This is a genomic window from Streptomyces cahuitamycinicus (assembly GCF_002891435.1).
Classification (GTDB): domain Bacteria; phylum Actinomycetota; class Actinomycetes; order Streptomycetales; family Streptomycetaceae; genus Streptomyces; species Streptomyces cahuitamycinicus.
Genome location: NZ_POUC01000021.1, coordinates 1 through 15,128, shown reverse-complemented (window position 1 = coordinate 15,128; position 15,128 = coordinate 1). Strand labels below are relative to the sequence as shown.

General features: G+C 70.4%; 14 protein-coding genes. 7 read left to right on the top strand and 7 right to left on the bottom strand.

Annotated elements, in window-relative coordinates:
• Window positions 1-12: 12 nt before the first annotated feature.
• The 3 genes from C1J00_RS05205 to C1J00_RS05195 all read right to left on the bottom strand — a co-directional run bounded on the left by C1J00_RS05205 (window position 13) and on the right by C1J00_RS05195 (window position 2,883).
• A complete protein-coding gene (locus C1J00_RS05205) occupies window positions 13-666 on the bottom strand; it encodes a methyltransferase domain-containing protein (RefSeq protein ID WP_219728324.1) in 654 nt (217 codons plus the stop codon).
• Between the two features lie 283 nt (window positions 667-949).
• Window positions 950-1,885: a WecB/TagA/CpsF family glycosyltransferase gene (locus C1J00_RS05200; RefSeq protein WP_102907839.1), complete on the bottom strand. Its 936-nt coding sequence runs from the start codon at window positions 1,883-1,885 to the stop codon at window positions 950-952.
• Window positions 1,882-2,883: a UDP-glucuronic acid decarboxylase family protein gene (locus tag C1J00_RS05195; RefSeq protein WP_180989417.1), complete on the bottom strand. Its 1,002-nt coding sequence runs from the start codon at window positions 2,881-2,883 to the stop codon at window positions 1,882-1,884. The genes C1J00_RS05200 and C1J00_RS05195 overlap by 4 nt, the downstream gene beginning before the upstream one ends.
• Window positions 2,884-3,075: 192 nt before the next feature.
• Between C1J00_RS05195 and C1J00_RS05190 the strand changes: the two genes are divergently transcribed.
• From C1J00_RS05190 to C1J00_RS05175, 4 genes are all read left to right on the top strand, one after another.
• Window positions 3,076-3,735, top strand: coding sequence for a sugar transferase (locus C1J00_RS05190; RefSeq protein ID WP_102907837.1), 660 nt, complete (start codon window positions 3,076-3,078; stop codon window positions 3,733-3,735).
• Between the two features lie 111 nt (window positions 3,736-3,846).
• Complete coding sequence (locus tag C1J00_RS05185) at window positions 3,847-5,763, top strand: DUF4012 domain-containing protein (RefSeq protein WP_245936210.1); 1,917 nt, start codon at window positions 3,847-3,849, stop codon at window positions 5,761-5,763.
• Between the two features lie 134 nt (window positions 5,764-5,897).
• Window positions 5,898-7,427, top strand: a complete 1,530-nt coding sequence (locus C1J00_RS05180) for a tyrosine-protein kinase domain-containing protein (RefSeq protein ID WP_180989416.1) — start codon at window positions 5,898-5,900, stop codon at window positions 7,425-7,427.
• Window positions 7,428-7,557: 130 nt separating this feature from the next.
• Window positions 7,558-8,376 carry a glutaminyl-peptide cyclotransferase gene (locus C1J00_RS05175; protein WP_102907859.1) on the top strand — a complete coding sequence of 273 codons (819 nt, stop codon included), beginning with the start codon at window positions 7,558-7,560 and terminating at the stop codon, window positions 8,374-8,376.
• A gap of 247 nt (window positions 8,377-8,623) precedes the next feature.
• Here C1J00_RS05175 and C1J00_RS05170 read toward each other — a convergent pair whose 3' ends face one another.
• The gene (locus tag C1J00_RS05170; RefSeq protein WP_102907835.1) at window positions 8,624-9,445 is read right to left on the bottom strand and encodes an ABC transporter permease; all 822 of its coding nucleotides are present in this window, start codon (window positions 9,443-9,445) and stop codon (window positions 8,624-8,626) included.
• Window positions 9,442-10,401 carry an ATP-binding cassette domain-containing protein gene (locus C1J00_RS05165; RefSeq protein ID WP_102907834.1) on the bottom strand — a complete coding sequence of 320 codons (960 nt, stop codon included), beginning with the start codon at window positions 10,399-10,401 and terminating at the stop codon, window positions 9,442-9,444. Before C1J00_RS05165 ends, C1J00_RS05170 begins: the two co-directional genes overlap by 4 nt.
• A 108-nt stretch (window positions 10,402-10,509) precedes the next feature.
• On the opposite strand from C1J00_RS05165, the gene C1J00_RS05160 reads away from it, so the two are divergent.
• Entirely contained in the window at window positions 10,510-11,292 is a 783-nt protein-coding gene (locus C1J00_RS05160; RefSeq protein ID WP_102907833.1) for a TetR/AcrR family transcriptional regulator, read from the top strand.
• A gap of 100 nt (window positions 11,293-11,392) precedes the next feature.
• Here C1J00_RS05160 and C1J00_RS05155 read toward each other — a convergent pair whose 3' ends face one another.
• Window positions 11,393-12,367: a hypothetical protein gene (locus C1J00_RS05155; RefSeq protein ID WP_102907832.1), complete on the bottom strand. Its 975-nt coding sequence runs from the start codon at window positions 12,365-12,367 to the stop codon at window positions 11,393-11,395.
• A gap of 132 nt (window positions 12,368-12,499) precedes the next feature.
• Between C1J00_RS05155 and C1J00_RS05150 the strand changes: the two genes are divergently transcribed.
• A complete protein-coding gene (locus C1J00_RS05150) occupies window positions 12,500-13,174 on the top strand; it encodes an SGNH/GDSL hydrolase family protein (RefSeq protein WP_102907831.1) in 675 nt (224 codons plus the stop codon).
• Here the strand turns inward: C1J00_RS05150 and C1J00_RS05145 are convergent.
• The gene (locus tag C1J00_RS05145) at window positions 13,162-13,914 is read right to left on the bottom strand and encodes an aminoglycoside adenylyltransferase family protein (RefSeq protein ID WP_102907830.1); all 753 of its coding nucleotides are present in this window, start codon (window positions 13,912-13,914) and stop codon (window positions 13,162-13,164) included. The genes C1J00_RS05150 and C1J00_RS05145 overlap by 13 nt on opposite strands.
• Window positions 13,915-14,050: 136 nt before the next feature.
• Between C1J00_RS05145 and C1J00_RS05140 the strand changes: the two genes are divergently transcribed.
• Window positions 14,051-15,043, top strand: coding sequence for an aldo/keto reductase (locus C1J00_RS05140; protein ID WP_102907829.1), 993 nt, complete (start codon window positions 14,051-14,053; stop codon window positions 15,041-15,043).
• Window positions 15,044-15,128: the final 85 nt, after the last annotated feature.

The window sequence follows — 15,128 nt, the reverse complement described above, 5'->3', positions numbered from 1 at the left end:
ACTGCCAACACGTCAGTTGCCCGGATGCGCGGTGCTTACCGCAACCAGTGACTTCGGCAGTCCAGCGATGCGTTCAGGCCAGATCTCGGAGTGGGGGAAGCACCGGCGCATCCCGGTGAAGTCCAGCAACTCCACCCATGCCGCGTCGTCGACCGCAGCTCCGAAGCCGGTGGACCTGGTGTGGCCGAAGGGCCAGCGGATCGAGACCTCGGCGCGTGCCCTGAGGGGGAGGAACTGGAATCCGGGGAAGAGCCAGTGTGGTTCGACGGGAAAGTATCGGTACGGGGTCTGAATCCAGTGCTGGTCCGACATCGTGTGTACTGTCTCGGCCAGGCGCAACCGGTTGGCGTGGCCGCCGACATGCTCCAGGAGAGAGTTCGAGTACACGAGGTCAAATCGCTCCTTGGCCAGCAGGGCTGGGAGCGCGCAAGCGTCACCGACGACGGCCGTGACACCCGGCTCGTCGGCCGACAGGGTCTTCGGGTCCAGGTTGACGGTGACAACTTGGGCCGGTCTCACCGGGACGAGTCGCCACGCCTCGGGCACTCCACCGAGGTCCAGCACGCGCATGTCGCTCAGCGTCGGGAACCGTCGCAGCAGTTCTGCCCAGCGCTTGGTACGGGCCCGGTGGGAGAGGGAGCCCGGCCTGCCGGGATCGCTGACCACGTTCCGGATCGACGTGCGTGCCGAGGCCGTTGCTGATCTCATGCGTGAGCCCGCGGAAGGGGATGCGGCGCCGGACGCCCGCGCGCTGCCTGCCGCGTCTGTTGCTTCTGTTGCACGCGTGGTCACGTCAGGCCTCCTGGGTTTGGTGCCATGGCCGTTGCCATTCCTGATGCGGCGATTGGCCGATCACGTCGGGGTTCGGCGACTGCCGTACAAGGGCCAACGCCGCCCGGGGGCAGCGCGACCGTCAAACGAGGCGCCTGGCGGGGCTTGCTGCGCCCTGTCATTGAGCCTCGGACACTCGAACACTCGGACCGGTGGGGCGCCCGGCGTCACAGGTCTCCATTCCCCGTACGGTCCGTGGGCTCGCGGTGCTCCCGCCAGCCGTAGCCTGCCAGGTCACCCCCCACAGGAACCGCGCGTTGCCGAACACGTACCGCCGCCACAGGCGGCGCGGCTCGCAGCCGAGACGGAACAGCCATTCCAACCCGTTGTGCTGCATCCAGGGCGGCGCCTGACGCTTGGTGCCGGCGATGAAGTCGAAGGCCGCACCCACGGCCACGGCGACCACAGGCAGTTCGGCGCACAGTTCGGCGGCCCAGCGGTCCTGTTTGGGCGTGCCGAGGCCCACCCAGACGATGTCCGCTCCCGCGGCGCGGATGTCCGCCGCTTGTTGCCTCAGTTCTAGGGAGGTCATCGGGCGAAAGGGCGGGGAGCAGGTGCCGGTGATCCGTGTCCGGGGGAAGCGCCTCTCCAGTTCCCGGTGCAGTTTGTCCAGTACGTCGGGCGTGGAGCCGAGGAGGTAGTGCCGCAGGTCGGTGCGCTGGCTCAGGGCGAAGACGTCCAGAAGGAGGTCGGGGCCGTACACGCGGGTGCCCGGGAGGGTGTCGTCACGGTGGAGAAGCTGGCTAGCCCAGGCGACTGACTGCCCGTCAGGCAGGTTCAGGGAGGCCGAGCGGAGGATGGCGTGGAGTTCGGGGTCCCGGTCGGCGAGGGCGAGCGTGTAGGCGTTGGACAGGTGTACGTCACTGCCGCGCTGGATGCAGGAGGCGCCGGGTCCGTCGGTGAGCCCATCGCGTGCCTCGCGCATCCGACCGGCCAGATGCACGACATGGCGGGCCGCGCTGTCGCGGGTGTGCGCGGTGATGGGCACACCGAGGCACTCGACCACGGGAGCCGCCGACACCGGTGTCGTCCGGCTGCTCGGAGGGGTGGTCATGAGCGGACGGCTTCGGTGCTCGGCGTGGACCCGGCGGGCCGCTGGCCGCTCCCGGCGAACTCGCCGGGGGCCAGACGCCGGCGGAAGTCGGTGATGGTGTCGCATAGGCCGCGTTCCACGGGAGTCGTGGGCTCCCAGTGCAACAGTTCGCGGGCGAGGGTGATGTCCGGACGCCGTCGCTCGGGGTCGTCCTGGGGGCGCGGCGTGAGCATGATTTCGGAGCCGGACTGGGTGAGCTTGCCAATCCACTGCGCCAGCTCCAGCATGGGCACCTCGTGGGGATTTCCCAGGTTCACGGGTCCGCAGTGGTCGCTGGCCAGCATGAGAAGCAGGCCTTCGACCACGTCGTCGACGTAGCACAGGGACCTGGTCTGGCTGCCGTCGCCGGTGACCGTGATCGGCTCGCCGCGCAGCGCTTGGCGGATGAAGGTGGGGATCGCCCGTCCGTCGTCCGGGCGCATCCGCGGCCCGAAGGTGTTGAAGATGCGCACGATCTTGGCGTCCACACCGCGGCTCCTGCGGTATGCCATCGTCAGTGCCTCAGCGAAGCGCTTCGCTTCGTCGTAGACCGAACGCGGGCCCACGGGGTTCACATGCCCCCAGTAGCTCTCCGGCTGAGGATGGACCAGGGGGTCGCCGTACGACTCGGAGGTGGAGGCCAGCAGGAAACGGGCACCCTTGGCGGCGGCCAGGTCCAAGGCGTGCCAGGTGCCGACCGAGCCCACTCGGAGTGTCTCCAGAGGCAGTCTCAGGTAGTCCGCGGGCGAGGCTGGTGAGGCCATGTGAAAGACGGCGTCCACCGGCCCCGGCTCGTCCACGCCCTGGGTGATGTCCCCGTGGCGGAACTGGAAGTGCCCGTCGCCCATGAGGTGCTCGATGTTCTCGGAGCTGGACGTCAGGAAGTTGTCCACGCAGATCACTTCGTGGTCCGCCTGAAGCAGCCGCTCACACAGATGGGAGCCGATGAACCCGGCCCCACCCGTCACTACTGCACGCATGCAGGTCCTCTCGGCCGCCCCGCCCAGGCTGGTGGACGAGGGCAAGCGTCGGTGTCATTGCCGAAGCTCGGTTTGATGTCGTGTTTCTATTCATTAGTCAGAATTGAACCGATTGAGACGTAGCGTGGGTCGAAATGCTCCTAGTCAGGGTAGGTTTCACCCATTCTGCCGTAGAAGGCGAAGGGATGCGGAATGCCGGTATCCACTGCGAAGACGCCTCATCACCGACCGGCTCCGTGTGGGCGGGCGCGCTGGGGAGTCCGCGCGGCCAAGCGGTACATCGACTGTGTGGGGGCCGCCGTCCTGCTCCTGTTGGTGGCGCCGGTACTCTTCGCCGCCGCCGTCGCGGTGAAGCTCGACACTCCGGGCCCGCTGCTGTTCCGCCAGCGCCGGACCGGCTGGCGAGGCAAGGACTTCTACGTCCTTAAGCTGCGGACGATGCACGTCGGTTCGGAGCGGTTGCGCGCGGCCATGGAGGTGCGCAACGAGGCGGACGGCCATCTCTTCAAGATCCACGAGGACCCGCGGGTGACCCCGGTCGGGCGGTGGTTGCGCCGCTACTCCCTGGATGAGCTGCCACAGCTGGTCAATGTGCTGCGGGGGCAGATGTCCCTGGTCGGTCCCCGTCCGCTCCCGGTCGTGGACTCGGCGTTCACCGGCGAGGCCCGCCGCCGCCTGCTGGTCCGGCCCGGGATCACCGGACTGTGGCAGGTGAGCGGACGGTCCGATCTCGCCTGGGAGGACGCCCTGCGCCTGGATCTGCAGTACGTCGACACCTGGTCGATCAGGCTGGACCTGGCGATCCTCTGGCGGACCCTCCCCGCCGTGCTGCGCGGTGACGGCGCCTACTGAGCCGGCGCCCGCGCGTCGCACGGAGGGACGCACATCCACACGCGGCGCCCGAAGGGCGTTGCGCGGGGGCCACTGGGCCCTTTAACGAGATCAGCCAGGGAGTGACACCGGATGTCCGAGACTCGCCATGGTGCGCCGCGTGTGCAGGAACCCCCGCTCAGTGCGGAGCGGGCCGAGCGGATTCCGCGCCGATGGAAGGAGCGGGTCCTGCCCGCCGTCGTCGTCCGTCGCCTGCGCGACCGTCGCGTGAGGCTGCCGGTGTACGCCACGGCGGGACTGCTCCTGGCCGGTACCGCCTGGATCGCGGTCACCGGAGTGCTCGCCCGCGATGAGCTGCTGGCCGCCCAGCGGAGTCTGGAGACGCTGCGGCGGCAGCACCTCGCGCAGCCCGCCGCGGCCCCGGCCATCGCGGCCGGCCCGGAGGCGACGCGGACCGCAACAACGCAGGACGCGGTGCGCAGCGCCGCCGGCCATGCCGCCCGGGCGCATCGGCTCACCACCGGCCCCGCCTGGTTCCCCGCGGCCCACCTGCCCGTTCTCGGCGGCCCTTTCCGTACCGTACGCGGTATCGCAGAGGCCTCCGACCGGCTGACCCACGACGTGCTCTCTCCCCTGGTGCGCACCGTCGCGGAGCTCGAGTCCACCGGGACGAACGACGGCCGGCACCTGAACCTCTCCGCGCTGCGCCGTGTTGCTCCCCTTCTCGAACAGGCCTCGCGCAGCGCATCGAAGGTGCGTGCCGATGTCGACGACCTCCCGCACGGCACCTGGCTGCCGGCCACCGACCGGGCACGCACGGCACTGGCCCGGCAGCTCGACCGGATCACCCCTCTCGCCCACGATGCCGCCGCTGCGGCCCGGTTGATGCCCTCGATGCTCGGAGCTGACGGGCCGCGACGGTATCTGGCGGTGTTCGAGAACACCGCCGAGGCTCGTGGAACGGGGGGGCTGCCCGGAGCCTTCGCGGTGCTCAGGGCAGAGCGGGGCCGACTGAGCTTCGAGCACTTCGGCAACGACACCGAACTGAGCGAGGCCTCTGCGGACGTCGACCTGGGAGCGGAGTTCAACGGGCTCTACGGCCCCAGCGCCCCGACCCGGACCTGGGTGAACTCCAACATGAGCCCGCACTTCCCGTACGCGGCGCGTATCTGGGCGGCGGCGTGGCAGCGGCACAGTGGCCAGAGTGTGGACGGCGCCTTCGGTCTGGACCCCGGTGCGGTCTCCGGGCTCCTCGCCGCCTCCGGCCCTGCCCGGCTGCCCGACGGGAGCGCCGTCACCGCCCACAACGTCGTGGATCTCAGCGAGCGCGCCAGCTACGCGCTCCACCCGAACTTCAGGCAGCGCAAGGCGTACTTCCTCGACGTGGCGCGGGCGGTGGCCATCCGGCTGCTCGGTGCCTCGGCCGAACCCGCCCGCCGCGCCGACCTCTTCTCGGCACTGCACCGGCAGCTGGGCGAGGGGCGGATCAAGGTGTGGAGTGCCCACTCGGTGGAGCAGCGCGAGCTCCTGGCGCGGTCGTTCGGCGGAGCCCTGCCCGGAGGATCCGCTCCGCTGGCCGGACTGGTCGTCAACAACGCGGCGGGTACGAAGCTCGACTACTACCTTGACCGCCGACTCGTGTGGGCACCAGGCCGGTGCGTCGATGGCCGGCGCGAGGTCACCGTGACCGTGCGCCTGACCAACCGGGCCCCGGTGTCGGGACTCCCGCCGTACGTCGTCCAGCGGGTGGACGACCCGCCCTACGAAACCCGGCCGGGTGACAACCGCCTGCTGGTGTCCTACTACGCCAGTGCGGAGGCCACCCTGTCCGGTGCCACCCTGGACGGCCGTCCCGCTCAGCTGAGTCACGGCGCCGAGCGGGGACACCCGGTCTTCACCCTCGGTGTCGAGCTGCCCGCGGGTGTCACACGCACCCTCGTACTCCACTTGCTGGAGCGCCCTGAGGACCGTTCTCCCTTCGTGCTGCGTCAGCCGCTGGTGCATCCCCTGCACGCCAGGGTGCTCCCGAACGGTCCGTGCGTCGGGTGATCCGGCTCCCCGGCGGTACGGGGCTCCGGTCGACTCGGCGGAAGGTGGTCCCTCATGCGCGTTTTCACCGCATATCACGGATACGATCACTTAGCTAACGAATGTCAATATTGTTGCTTCCTTGCACACCTGGGATGGATACCTTGAATCTGTCCGACTACCTTCGGTTCCTAGTCAGGCGCTGGCGCATCATCGCGGCGCTGGGCCTGCTGGGAACAGCGGTCGGCGTGTTCGTCACACAAACCACCACACCGCAGTACCAGGCCACCTCGACACTCTTCGTGTCTCTCCAGGACAGGGACGACACAGTCAAGCTCAATCAGGGCAACACCTTTGCTCAGGCTCGCGTCCGCTCCTACGCGGAAGTGGTCACCAGCCCCCGCGTGACCGAGCCGGTCGTCAAGTTTCTGCGCCTGGACATGACGCACTCACAACTGGCCCGGAAAATCACCACGGAGGTACCTCTCGAAACGGTGCTCCTCAAGATCACCGTCACGGACACCCGACCCTCCCGGGCGGCCCGGATCAGCGACGCGATCGCCCACCGCTTCGCCGAGGTCATCGCCGAGATCGAACGACCGGAGGGCGCCCGGAGCTCGCCCGTCCGGCTGAGCATCACCGAGCACGCCACCAAACCCAGGACGCCGACTTCCCCGAACCTGGTGCTCAACCTCGCACTCGGGCTCGTGGCCGGCCTGGGCCTCGGTACCGGCCTGGCGGTCGCGCGGGAGTCGCTGGACACCTCGGTGCGCAGTCGCAGCGACCTCACCCGGTGTCTCGCCGACACCGGCGGACCGGCCGTACTCGGCAGCGTCGTCCTCGACCAGAGTGCCTCCCGGCACACCGTGGCGGCGGACGACGACGCGTTCGGCCGGCGGGCGGAGGACTTCAGACGGCTGCGCACCAACCTACGGTTCGTGGACATCGATGCCCCGCCCAAGGTCATCGCGGTCACCAGTGCGGTGCCTGCCGAGGGGAAGACGAGCATCTCGATCAACCTGGCGTCCTCCCTGGCCGAGTTCGGTTCCTCGGTCTGCCTGGTCGACGCCGACCTGCGGCGCCCCAGTGTGGCCTCTGCTCTCGGCCTGGTACAGGACGCCGGACTGACCACCGTGATGATCGGCCAGGCGAACACCGAGGACGTGATGCAGTCGGCTGGTGCATTCTCGGTGCTGGCCAGCGGGGTGCTGCCGCCGAACCCCGCGGAGATGCTGGGCTCTGAGCAGTTCCGCACCGTGGTGCGCTCGCTCGCCGACAGGTTCGACCATGTGGTGATCGACACCGCGCCGGTCCTCCCGGTCGCCGACACGCCGGCGATGGCCTCGGCGGTCGACGGCTACCTGCTGGCCGCCCGCTACGCGAAGAGCTCCCGGGGCCAGGTCACCGACGCCGTGCGCGCCCTGCAAGACGTCGGCGCCACTGTGCTCGGCAGCGTCCTCAACATGGTGCCCGCCAAGCGCGACGGCGAGCAGTACGGCTACGGGTACCGCCCCAAGACATCGGGACGCCGGGAGCGGCTCCGGCTCCTGGCCCGGCTCATGCTCCGGCCACGGCTCCGACGCCGCGGCAGGACGGCGACGATCGGCGTCTTCCCCGCGCCGTCCGCCCCGACGGTAAAGGACACCACGCCGGTGGCTGCCCAGGAAGGCGGAGACCATCACTGACCGAGGAGGGGATGCTGCGGCCGGCCCGGGCCTCGTCCGGCAGGGGCCGAGCCGTCGGCCCGGCGGTCGTCGGCGCAACGGACCCGGCATGGCGGTTCGCGGCTCCCGGCCGATGGCCCGGTGCGCGCGGATGCGCGCACTCCCGGCCCTGACGGCCGCGGTCCTGGGGGTCTCGGCACTGCTCACCTCCTGTGCGGCTGACGACCGGTCACCGGTGCGCACGCAGGCCGCGGCCGGGTCTGCCGCTGGGCCGGTCGAGCAACTGAGGGTCCGGGTCCTCGACGTTCTGGCCCACGACCCGAAGGCCTACACGCAGGGCCTGGAGATGGCCGGGCGAACCCTCTACGAGGGGACGGGCATGGCCGGTGAGTCGTCGATCCGCAGGGGCCCGCCCGGCCGGCCTCCCGCCGTCCGGGCCGACCTGCCGGCGCCACTGTTCGGGGAGGGGGTCACCGTCCTCGGGCGGACGCTGTGGCAGTTGACCTTCCGGGATCACATCGCAATCGAACGGGACGCCGGAACGCTGGCCGAACTGCGTCGTCTCCCCTACCTGGCGGAGGGCTGGGGCGTATGCCACCAGCCGGGGCGAGGGCGGCTGGTCACCAGTGACGGTTCCGCTCGCCTGACCTTGCGGGACCCGCGCACGCTGGCCCCGACGGGTGAAATCCTCGTCACTCTTCGAGGCCGTCCGGTGGCACAGCTCAACGAGCTGGAATGCGTGGGCGACCGTGTGTACGCCAATGTCTGGCCCTCCGACCGGATCGTGCGCGTCGACACGGACACCGGCGCGGTCACCGCTCAGATCGATGCCTCGGGGCTGCTGCCCTCGAAGGAGCGGCAGCCCGCCGAGGTGCTGAACGGCATCGCCGCCATCCCGGGCACCGATGAGTTCCTGCTCACCGGCAAGCGGTGGCCGAAGATGTTCCGCGTGGTTTTCGTCGCCAGGTGATCCGGCTCTCGTCCGTTCGGCGGGGCCGCGCGGCGGGGGCCGGAAGGGCGTCTCAGGGGGTGCTCCGCCGAGTGCCGATCGGCCTGTCGGTCCCGGCCGGTACGGTCCGAAGCGATCTCGCCGCGCTGCAGACCACTGCGATGACCGGCGGGCGGGGCACCATGAGGTGTCTGGTGGCAGATGCCCCGGGCCAGGCAAGGTCCACCCGGTGGCGGGAGCGACGCTCACCACACCGCCCCCCGGGCACTCACCGGCTCAGCTTCCGGAACCGTCGTACGGCCAGCGGCAGGAAGATCGCCGTCAGGATCACCGGCCACACCCCGGCCATCAGCAGCGCGTGCTGCTCGACCCAGGAGTCGCCGCTTCCGACCGGCGTCCCGAAGAGCTCGCGGGTCGCCGCCGCCGTGGAGGAGATCGGGTTCCAGGCCGCCACCCAGCCGAGCCAGTCGGGCATGAGCTGCGGTGCGACGAAGATGCTGGAGATCATCGTGAAGGGGAAGGCGACCGCGAAGAGGCCGCCCGCCGCCTCCGGGTTGGGCACGATCAGGCCGAGCCACACCCCGATCCAGATCAGCGAGAACCGCAGCCACAGCAGCAGCCCGAACGCGCCGAGGAAGCCCAGGCCGCCGTCCGGCCGCCAGCCCATGGCGAACGCGGTGAGCATCATGATCGCCAACTCCGCGCAGGCGACGATGATGTCGGTGACCCCGCGCCCGGCCACCACTGCGGAGGAGGCCATCGGCATCGAGCGGAAGCGGTCGATGACACCCTTGGTGGAGTCGTAGACCACGACGGTCGCCGTGTTGATGAAGCCGAACGCCATGGTCATCGCGAACATGCCCGGCATCAGGAAGTCCTTGTAGTCCCCACCGCCCGGCACCTTCATGGCGCTGCCGAAGACATAGCCGTAGAGCAGCACGGACAGGATCGGGAAGCCCAGCTGCCAGGCGATGTTGACCGGCTGGCGCTGGTAGTGGGTCAGACCGCGGCGGACGATGTTCCAGCAGTCGGCGAACACCCAGTACACAGCGCTCCGCGTGCCGGGTGTGCTCAGGTCGGTGGCGCTCATGCTGCGGACTCCTTCTCGGTCCGGTGGCCGGTCAGGCGCAGGAACACGTCGTCGAGGCTCGGCCTGCGCAGCCCGATGTCCTCGACGCGGACGCCCTCGTCCTGGAGGGTCCGGGCGACCTCGGTGAGGGCGGCGACCCGGTCGGTGACCGGGGCGTGCACCCGCGACTCCGGCTCGTCCGCCTCCGGTTCGCCGTCCGCGACGCGGGCGACGACCTTCACCACGCGCGGGATGTCGGACCGCTCGGCGACCACGACCTCGACACGGTCGCCGCCGACCAGGCTCTTCAGCCCGTCCGGGGTGTCGTCGGCGATGGCCCGCCCCTGGTCGATGACGGTGATGTGCGAGGCGAGCTTGTCGGCCTCCTCCAGGTACTGCGTGGTCAGCAGCACGGTCGTGCCTCCGGCCACCAACGCCCGCACGGATTCCCAGACTTCCCCCCGGCTGCGGGGGTCCAGGCCGGTCGTCGGCTCGTCGAGGAAGAGGACGGCAGGGGCGAGGATCATGGACGCCGCGAGGTCGAGGCGGCGCCGCATGCCGCCGCTGTACTTGCCGACGCCGCGGTCACCGGCGTCGGTCAGGTCGAACTGCTCCAGCAGTTCGGTCGCCCGCAGCCTGGCCCGCTTCCCGCCCAGGTGGAACAGGCGGCCGAACATCTCCAGGTTCTGTCGGCCGGTGAGCACCTCGTCCACCGCCGCGTACTGTCCGGTGAGCCCGATCCTGGCCCGGACCTCGCGTGACTGCCGGGCCACGTCGAGCCCTGCGACCGTCGCCCTGCCCCCGTCCAGCCGGATCAGCGTGGACAGGATGCGGACGGCGGTGGTCTTGCCCGCCCCGTTCGGCCCGAGCAGGCCGTGCACCGTGCCCTCGCGCACCGCCAGGTCGAAGCCGTCGAGTGCGCGCTTCTCGCCGTACCTCTTCTCCAGCGCCTCGGCCCGCACCGCGTATCCGTCCATGCCGCCCCCTCCCCTGCGCTCGCGCCCCTCCGGCCCGAACTGAGTACAGCGTACCCGATGACGCGTACGCCGTACCCAATTTTCTCGCGGGGACCTAAGCTGGGCTGCATGACGAGCGGCACGAGTGGCACGGGCGGTACGGAGACCAGCGGCAGCGGGGACATCGCCCGCACCCTCGAACTGCTGTGGGACACCGGCCGCCGCCCCAGCCGCGGCCCCAAACCGGCGTTGACCTTGGACCGGATCGTGGAAGCGGCCGTCCGACTGGCGGACGCCGAGGGGCTGGAGGGGCTCTCCATGCGGCGCGTCGCCGCCGAACTCGGCACCGGCACCATGTCGCTCTACCGGTACGTCCCCGGCAAGGGCGAGCTGCTCGACCTCATGCTGGACCGGGTGCAGCGCCCCTCCGAGAACCCCGCCGACCTCGGCGACGGCGGCTGGCGCGCGGCCCTGGAGGCACTGGCCCGCGCGACCCTCGCCCTCTACCGCCGCCACCCCTGGCTGCTCCAGGTCAACCAGTCCCGGCCGATCCTCGGCCCGAGCGCCCTCGACGGCATGGAGAGGGTGCTGACCCTGATCCGCCCGATGGGACTGAGCGACCCCGAACTGGTCTCCGCGATCATCATGATCGACGGATATGTCGTAGGGGCCGCGCGTTCGCAGCTGTACGAGCGGGAGGCGGAGCGCCGGACGGGCCTGACGGACGCCGAGTTCTGGCAGGCGCAGGTGCCGATGCTGGAGAAGGCCATGGCGTCGGGCCGTTACCCGGTCATGGCGTCGCTCTCCGAGGACGCCTTCGGCACGGCCTTCGACCACTTCGAGTTCGGATTGCAGCGGATCCTGGACGGGCTGGAGGTCCTGGTGGCGGCGCGCAAAGCGCAGGGGGCTTAAGGGGCTGTTGACGAAACCCCGCGGAGGTCACGGCCGGGCCGTCGGGACCGGGGACGACGAAACCGGGATCGAGGATCTCGTCGGCCCGGCTGAAGTCGCCCTAACCCCGGCGCATCAGCCGCCGCAGGCCGAACAGGGCGACCAGGACGGCACCCGCGGCGATCGCGCCGGTCTTGAGATTGCCGCTCAGCCCGTCTCCCCCACCGTCGGACGTGGCCGAACTCCCGCTTCCCGAGTTGGAGTCGGAGCCACCGCTCCCGGGAGCGTCCTGCGGCTCCACCGGGCTGTCCGCCCCTTCGGCGCCGTACATCAGCTTCTCGCCGTCCGCGGTGTAGGTGACGGACTCCCCCTGCCCCAGGAACGGCACGCCGAGCCGCTCCTCCTTTTTGATCTTCCCGCCGTTCCAGTCGTACGCGATCGCGCCGAAGTAGCTGCGTACCACGAGGTGTTCGCCGTCCGGGGAGAGCGTGGCGTCGGTGGCCTCCAGGTCGGGTACGGCCGCGACGGGCCGGAACGTGTTCGACCCGGCCGGGGAGAGCCGCGAGGGGCCCTCGTACAGGTGCCCGCCCTTCTCGTTCTTGTCGACGATGTAGACACGGCCGGTCTTCGGGTGCACGACGAGGGACTCGGCGTCCCGCGCGCCGTCGGAGTACTTCACGACGTACTGCGTGGCCTTGATCGTCTGGTCGCGCAGGTTCTTCGGCTCGGGCAGCCGGTATATCCAGACGTACGGCCAGGTGCCACCGAGGTTGTCGCCGATGTCGCCGACGTAGATCTGGTCGTCCGGTCCGATGGAGACCGCCTCGACGTCGCGCGGGCTGCCCACACCGGACATCGTGATGGTGGCGACCGTCTCGCCCGTCGCGCTGTCGACGGCGTAGAGGTACGCCCCGTCGTCGCTGTCGTTGTGCGTCCAGTAGATGCCGGGGTGCTGTCGCGAGGCCGCCAGGCCGCTGGACTCGGTGATGCGCGGGTCCTTGATCGTGAACTTCTCGTCGCCGTCGGCGGCGGAGGCGGGCACGGCGAGGGCACCCGTGAGGAGGGCCGCGGCGAGAAGGGCGATCGGTCTGCGCATGCCCCAAGCCTGCCATCTCGCCCGACGGTTCAGCGGCGGTTCACCGCGGCCGGGGATCAAGGAGGACGGCCGGACACCGGGCGTGGCCCGACTCACACCCCGCCCGGTGACGTGATCGTCCATGATGAGCGGATGCTCAGGTTCATGCCCGTCGGTGACTCCATGACGATCGGAAGCACGGGCGAACACACATGGCGCTACCGGCTGTGGCAGCACCTGTGCCGTTCCTACGGCGGCCCCTGCACCCTCGTCGGGCCGCGCGAGACGCTCTACGACAAGCTCACCGAGGCCCCGGTGTCGTACGCCTACGCCGAACCGGACTTCCCCCGCGCCCACCTGGCCGGCTGGGGCGAGGGCTGGCAGCACATGGCGCCGCTGATCGGCGAGGCGGTGCGGTCGTGCCGCGCGGACGTCCTCCTGGTCTCCCTGGGCCTGATCGACCTCGGCTTCTACACGAACGCTGAGCAGACCGCTCAGAACGTCCGGGCCTTCACGGCGGAGGCGCGGGCGGCCAACCGCCGGGTGGGGATGGTATGGCTGCCGGTGATCCCCAACGTGCGCGCCCAGACGGACGCGCCCTTCGCCGTCGAGGTCGCCCGCTTCAACGAACTCCTCGCCAAGACGGCAGCCGACCTCGACGAGCCCGGCTCCCCCGTCCTGCTGGCCTCGCCCCCGCCGTCGTACGACGTCGCCACCGACACCTACGACGGCACCCACCCCAACGCGAGCGGCGAACACAAGATCGCGGCGGCCTTCGCGGAGGCGATGCACCAGGGCTGGGGCCTGGCGGGTCTCTACGAGGCGTAGCCCTCGTCGATCACCCGGACCAGGTACTCCGCACAGGACCGGACGTCCAGGTCGCCCCACCGCTCCTCCTCGTCCCCGAGATAGACACCCCGGGCACGGGCGAGGACCGGCCGGTGTTCGGCGGGCAGCCGGCCGGCGGCCCACTCGGCGGCGGCGTCCTTGGACCGGATGCCTCCCGTGTCGAGGGTGCTCCACACGCGGGCCAGGGTGAGCAGCACGTTCCGTGTGTCCGCCGCGAGCTGTTCCATCAGCTCCGGCACCCCGGCGACGATCGCCCGTCGGAGGTCGGCAGCCGGAACCGGGTCGAGCAGTTCGGCGGGCCCGGGCCCCAGCAGCGGAGCGTCGGCGAGCAGCACCATGGTGAGGACGGGGGCGAGGTCCGGGTTCGGCCCGGGGGCCGGGGTCATCCCGCGCTCGAAGTCCTCCCGCAGCCACTCGCCGTACAGGAACTCGCAGGCGGGCGGATATCGCCAGGGCCGTACACCGTCCTGCACGACGACGGTCAGCTCGACGGGCCGCAGCCCCTCCCCGACCCCGGAGACCTTGAGCAACTCCTCCGTCAGCAGACGGCGTTGCTCATGACTGGTCGGCTCCCGCACCACGGCCAGGACGTCCACGTCACTGTGCGGACGCAGGCCGCCGAGGGTGGCGGAGCCGTGCAGGTAGACGCCGAGGAGGGAGGCGCCGAGGATGGTCCGAAGGAGCTGGACGAGATGGTCGGTGTGCGGCTGGTCCGGCATGTGCGCTCGCATCCGTGTCGTGGTCACCGTGCGTATCGTCGCACCGCGCGGCCGTCACGGGACTGGGGAGCTGTTGACGGCAGTCCCGAATTTCGTGCTTGCCTGGAGCGCACTTCAAGACGTTGGCTTGGGGACCATGAAGTACACGCAGCTCGGACGCACGGGACTCAAGGTCAGCCGGCTCGTCCTCGGCACCATGAACTTCGGCCCGCAGACCGACGAGGCCGACAGCCACGCCATCATGGACGCGGCGCTGGACGCAGGCATCAACTTCTTCGACACCGCGAACGTGTACGGCTGGGGTGAGAACAAGGGCCGCACCGAGAGCATCATCGGCAACTGGTTCGCCCAGGGCGAGGGACGGCGCGACAAGGTCGTCCTCGCCACGAAGGTCTACGGCAACATGGGCGCGGACGGTCCGGCCTGGCCCAACCACGACAAGCTCTCCGCGGTCAACATCCGGCGGGCCGTGGACGCCAGCCTCAAGCGGCTCCAGACCGACTACATCGACGTCTACCAGTTCCACCACGTCGACCGCGCCACTCCCTTCGAGGAGATCTGGCAGGCGATCGACGTGCTGGTCCAGCAGGGCAAGATCCTCTACGTCGGCTCGTCGAACTTCCCCGGCTACAAGATCGCCCAGGCCAACGAGATCGCCGCCCGGCGCGGCGGGACCATCGGCCTGGTCAGCGAGCAGTGCCTCTACAACCTCGCCGAGCGGCGCGCCGAGATGGAGGTCATCCCGGCCGCGCAGGAGTACGGCCTCGGTGTCATCCCCTGGTCGCCGCTGCACGGCGGGCTGCTGGGTGGCGTGATCAAGAAGGAGGTCGAGGGCGGTCGCCGCGCCTCCGGCCGGGCGGCCGACGCGCTCGCCGACCCCGGCACCCGCGCGCAGATCCAGTCCTACGAGGACCTGCTCGACAAGCACGGCATCGAGCCCGGCGAGGCCGCCCTGGCCTGGCTGCTCACCCGCCCCGGCGTGACCGGCCCGATCGTCGGCCCGCGCACCGCCGAACAGCTCGCCTCCGCGGTCCGCGCGTCCGAGCTGGAGCTGTCCGAGGAGCTTCTGACCGGCCTGGACGAGATCTTCCCGGGCCCGGGGCCGAGCCCGGAGGCCTTCGCCTGGTAGGTGCGCCCCTTCAGGGGCGCGGGGAACTGCGCGACAAGCCCCCACCGGCCCGCAGCCGAAAAGCAGCCGTCCGCAGTTCCCCCAC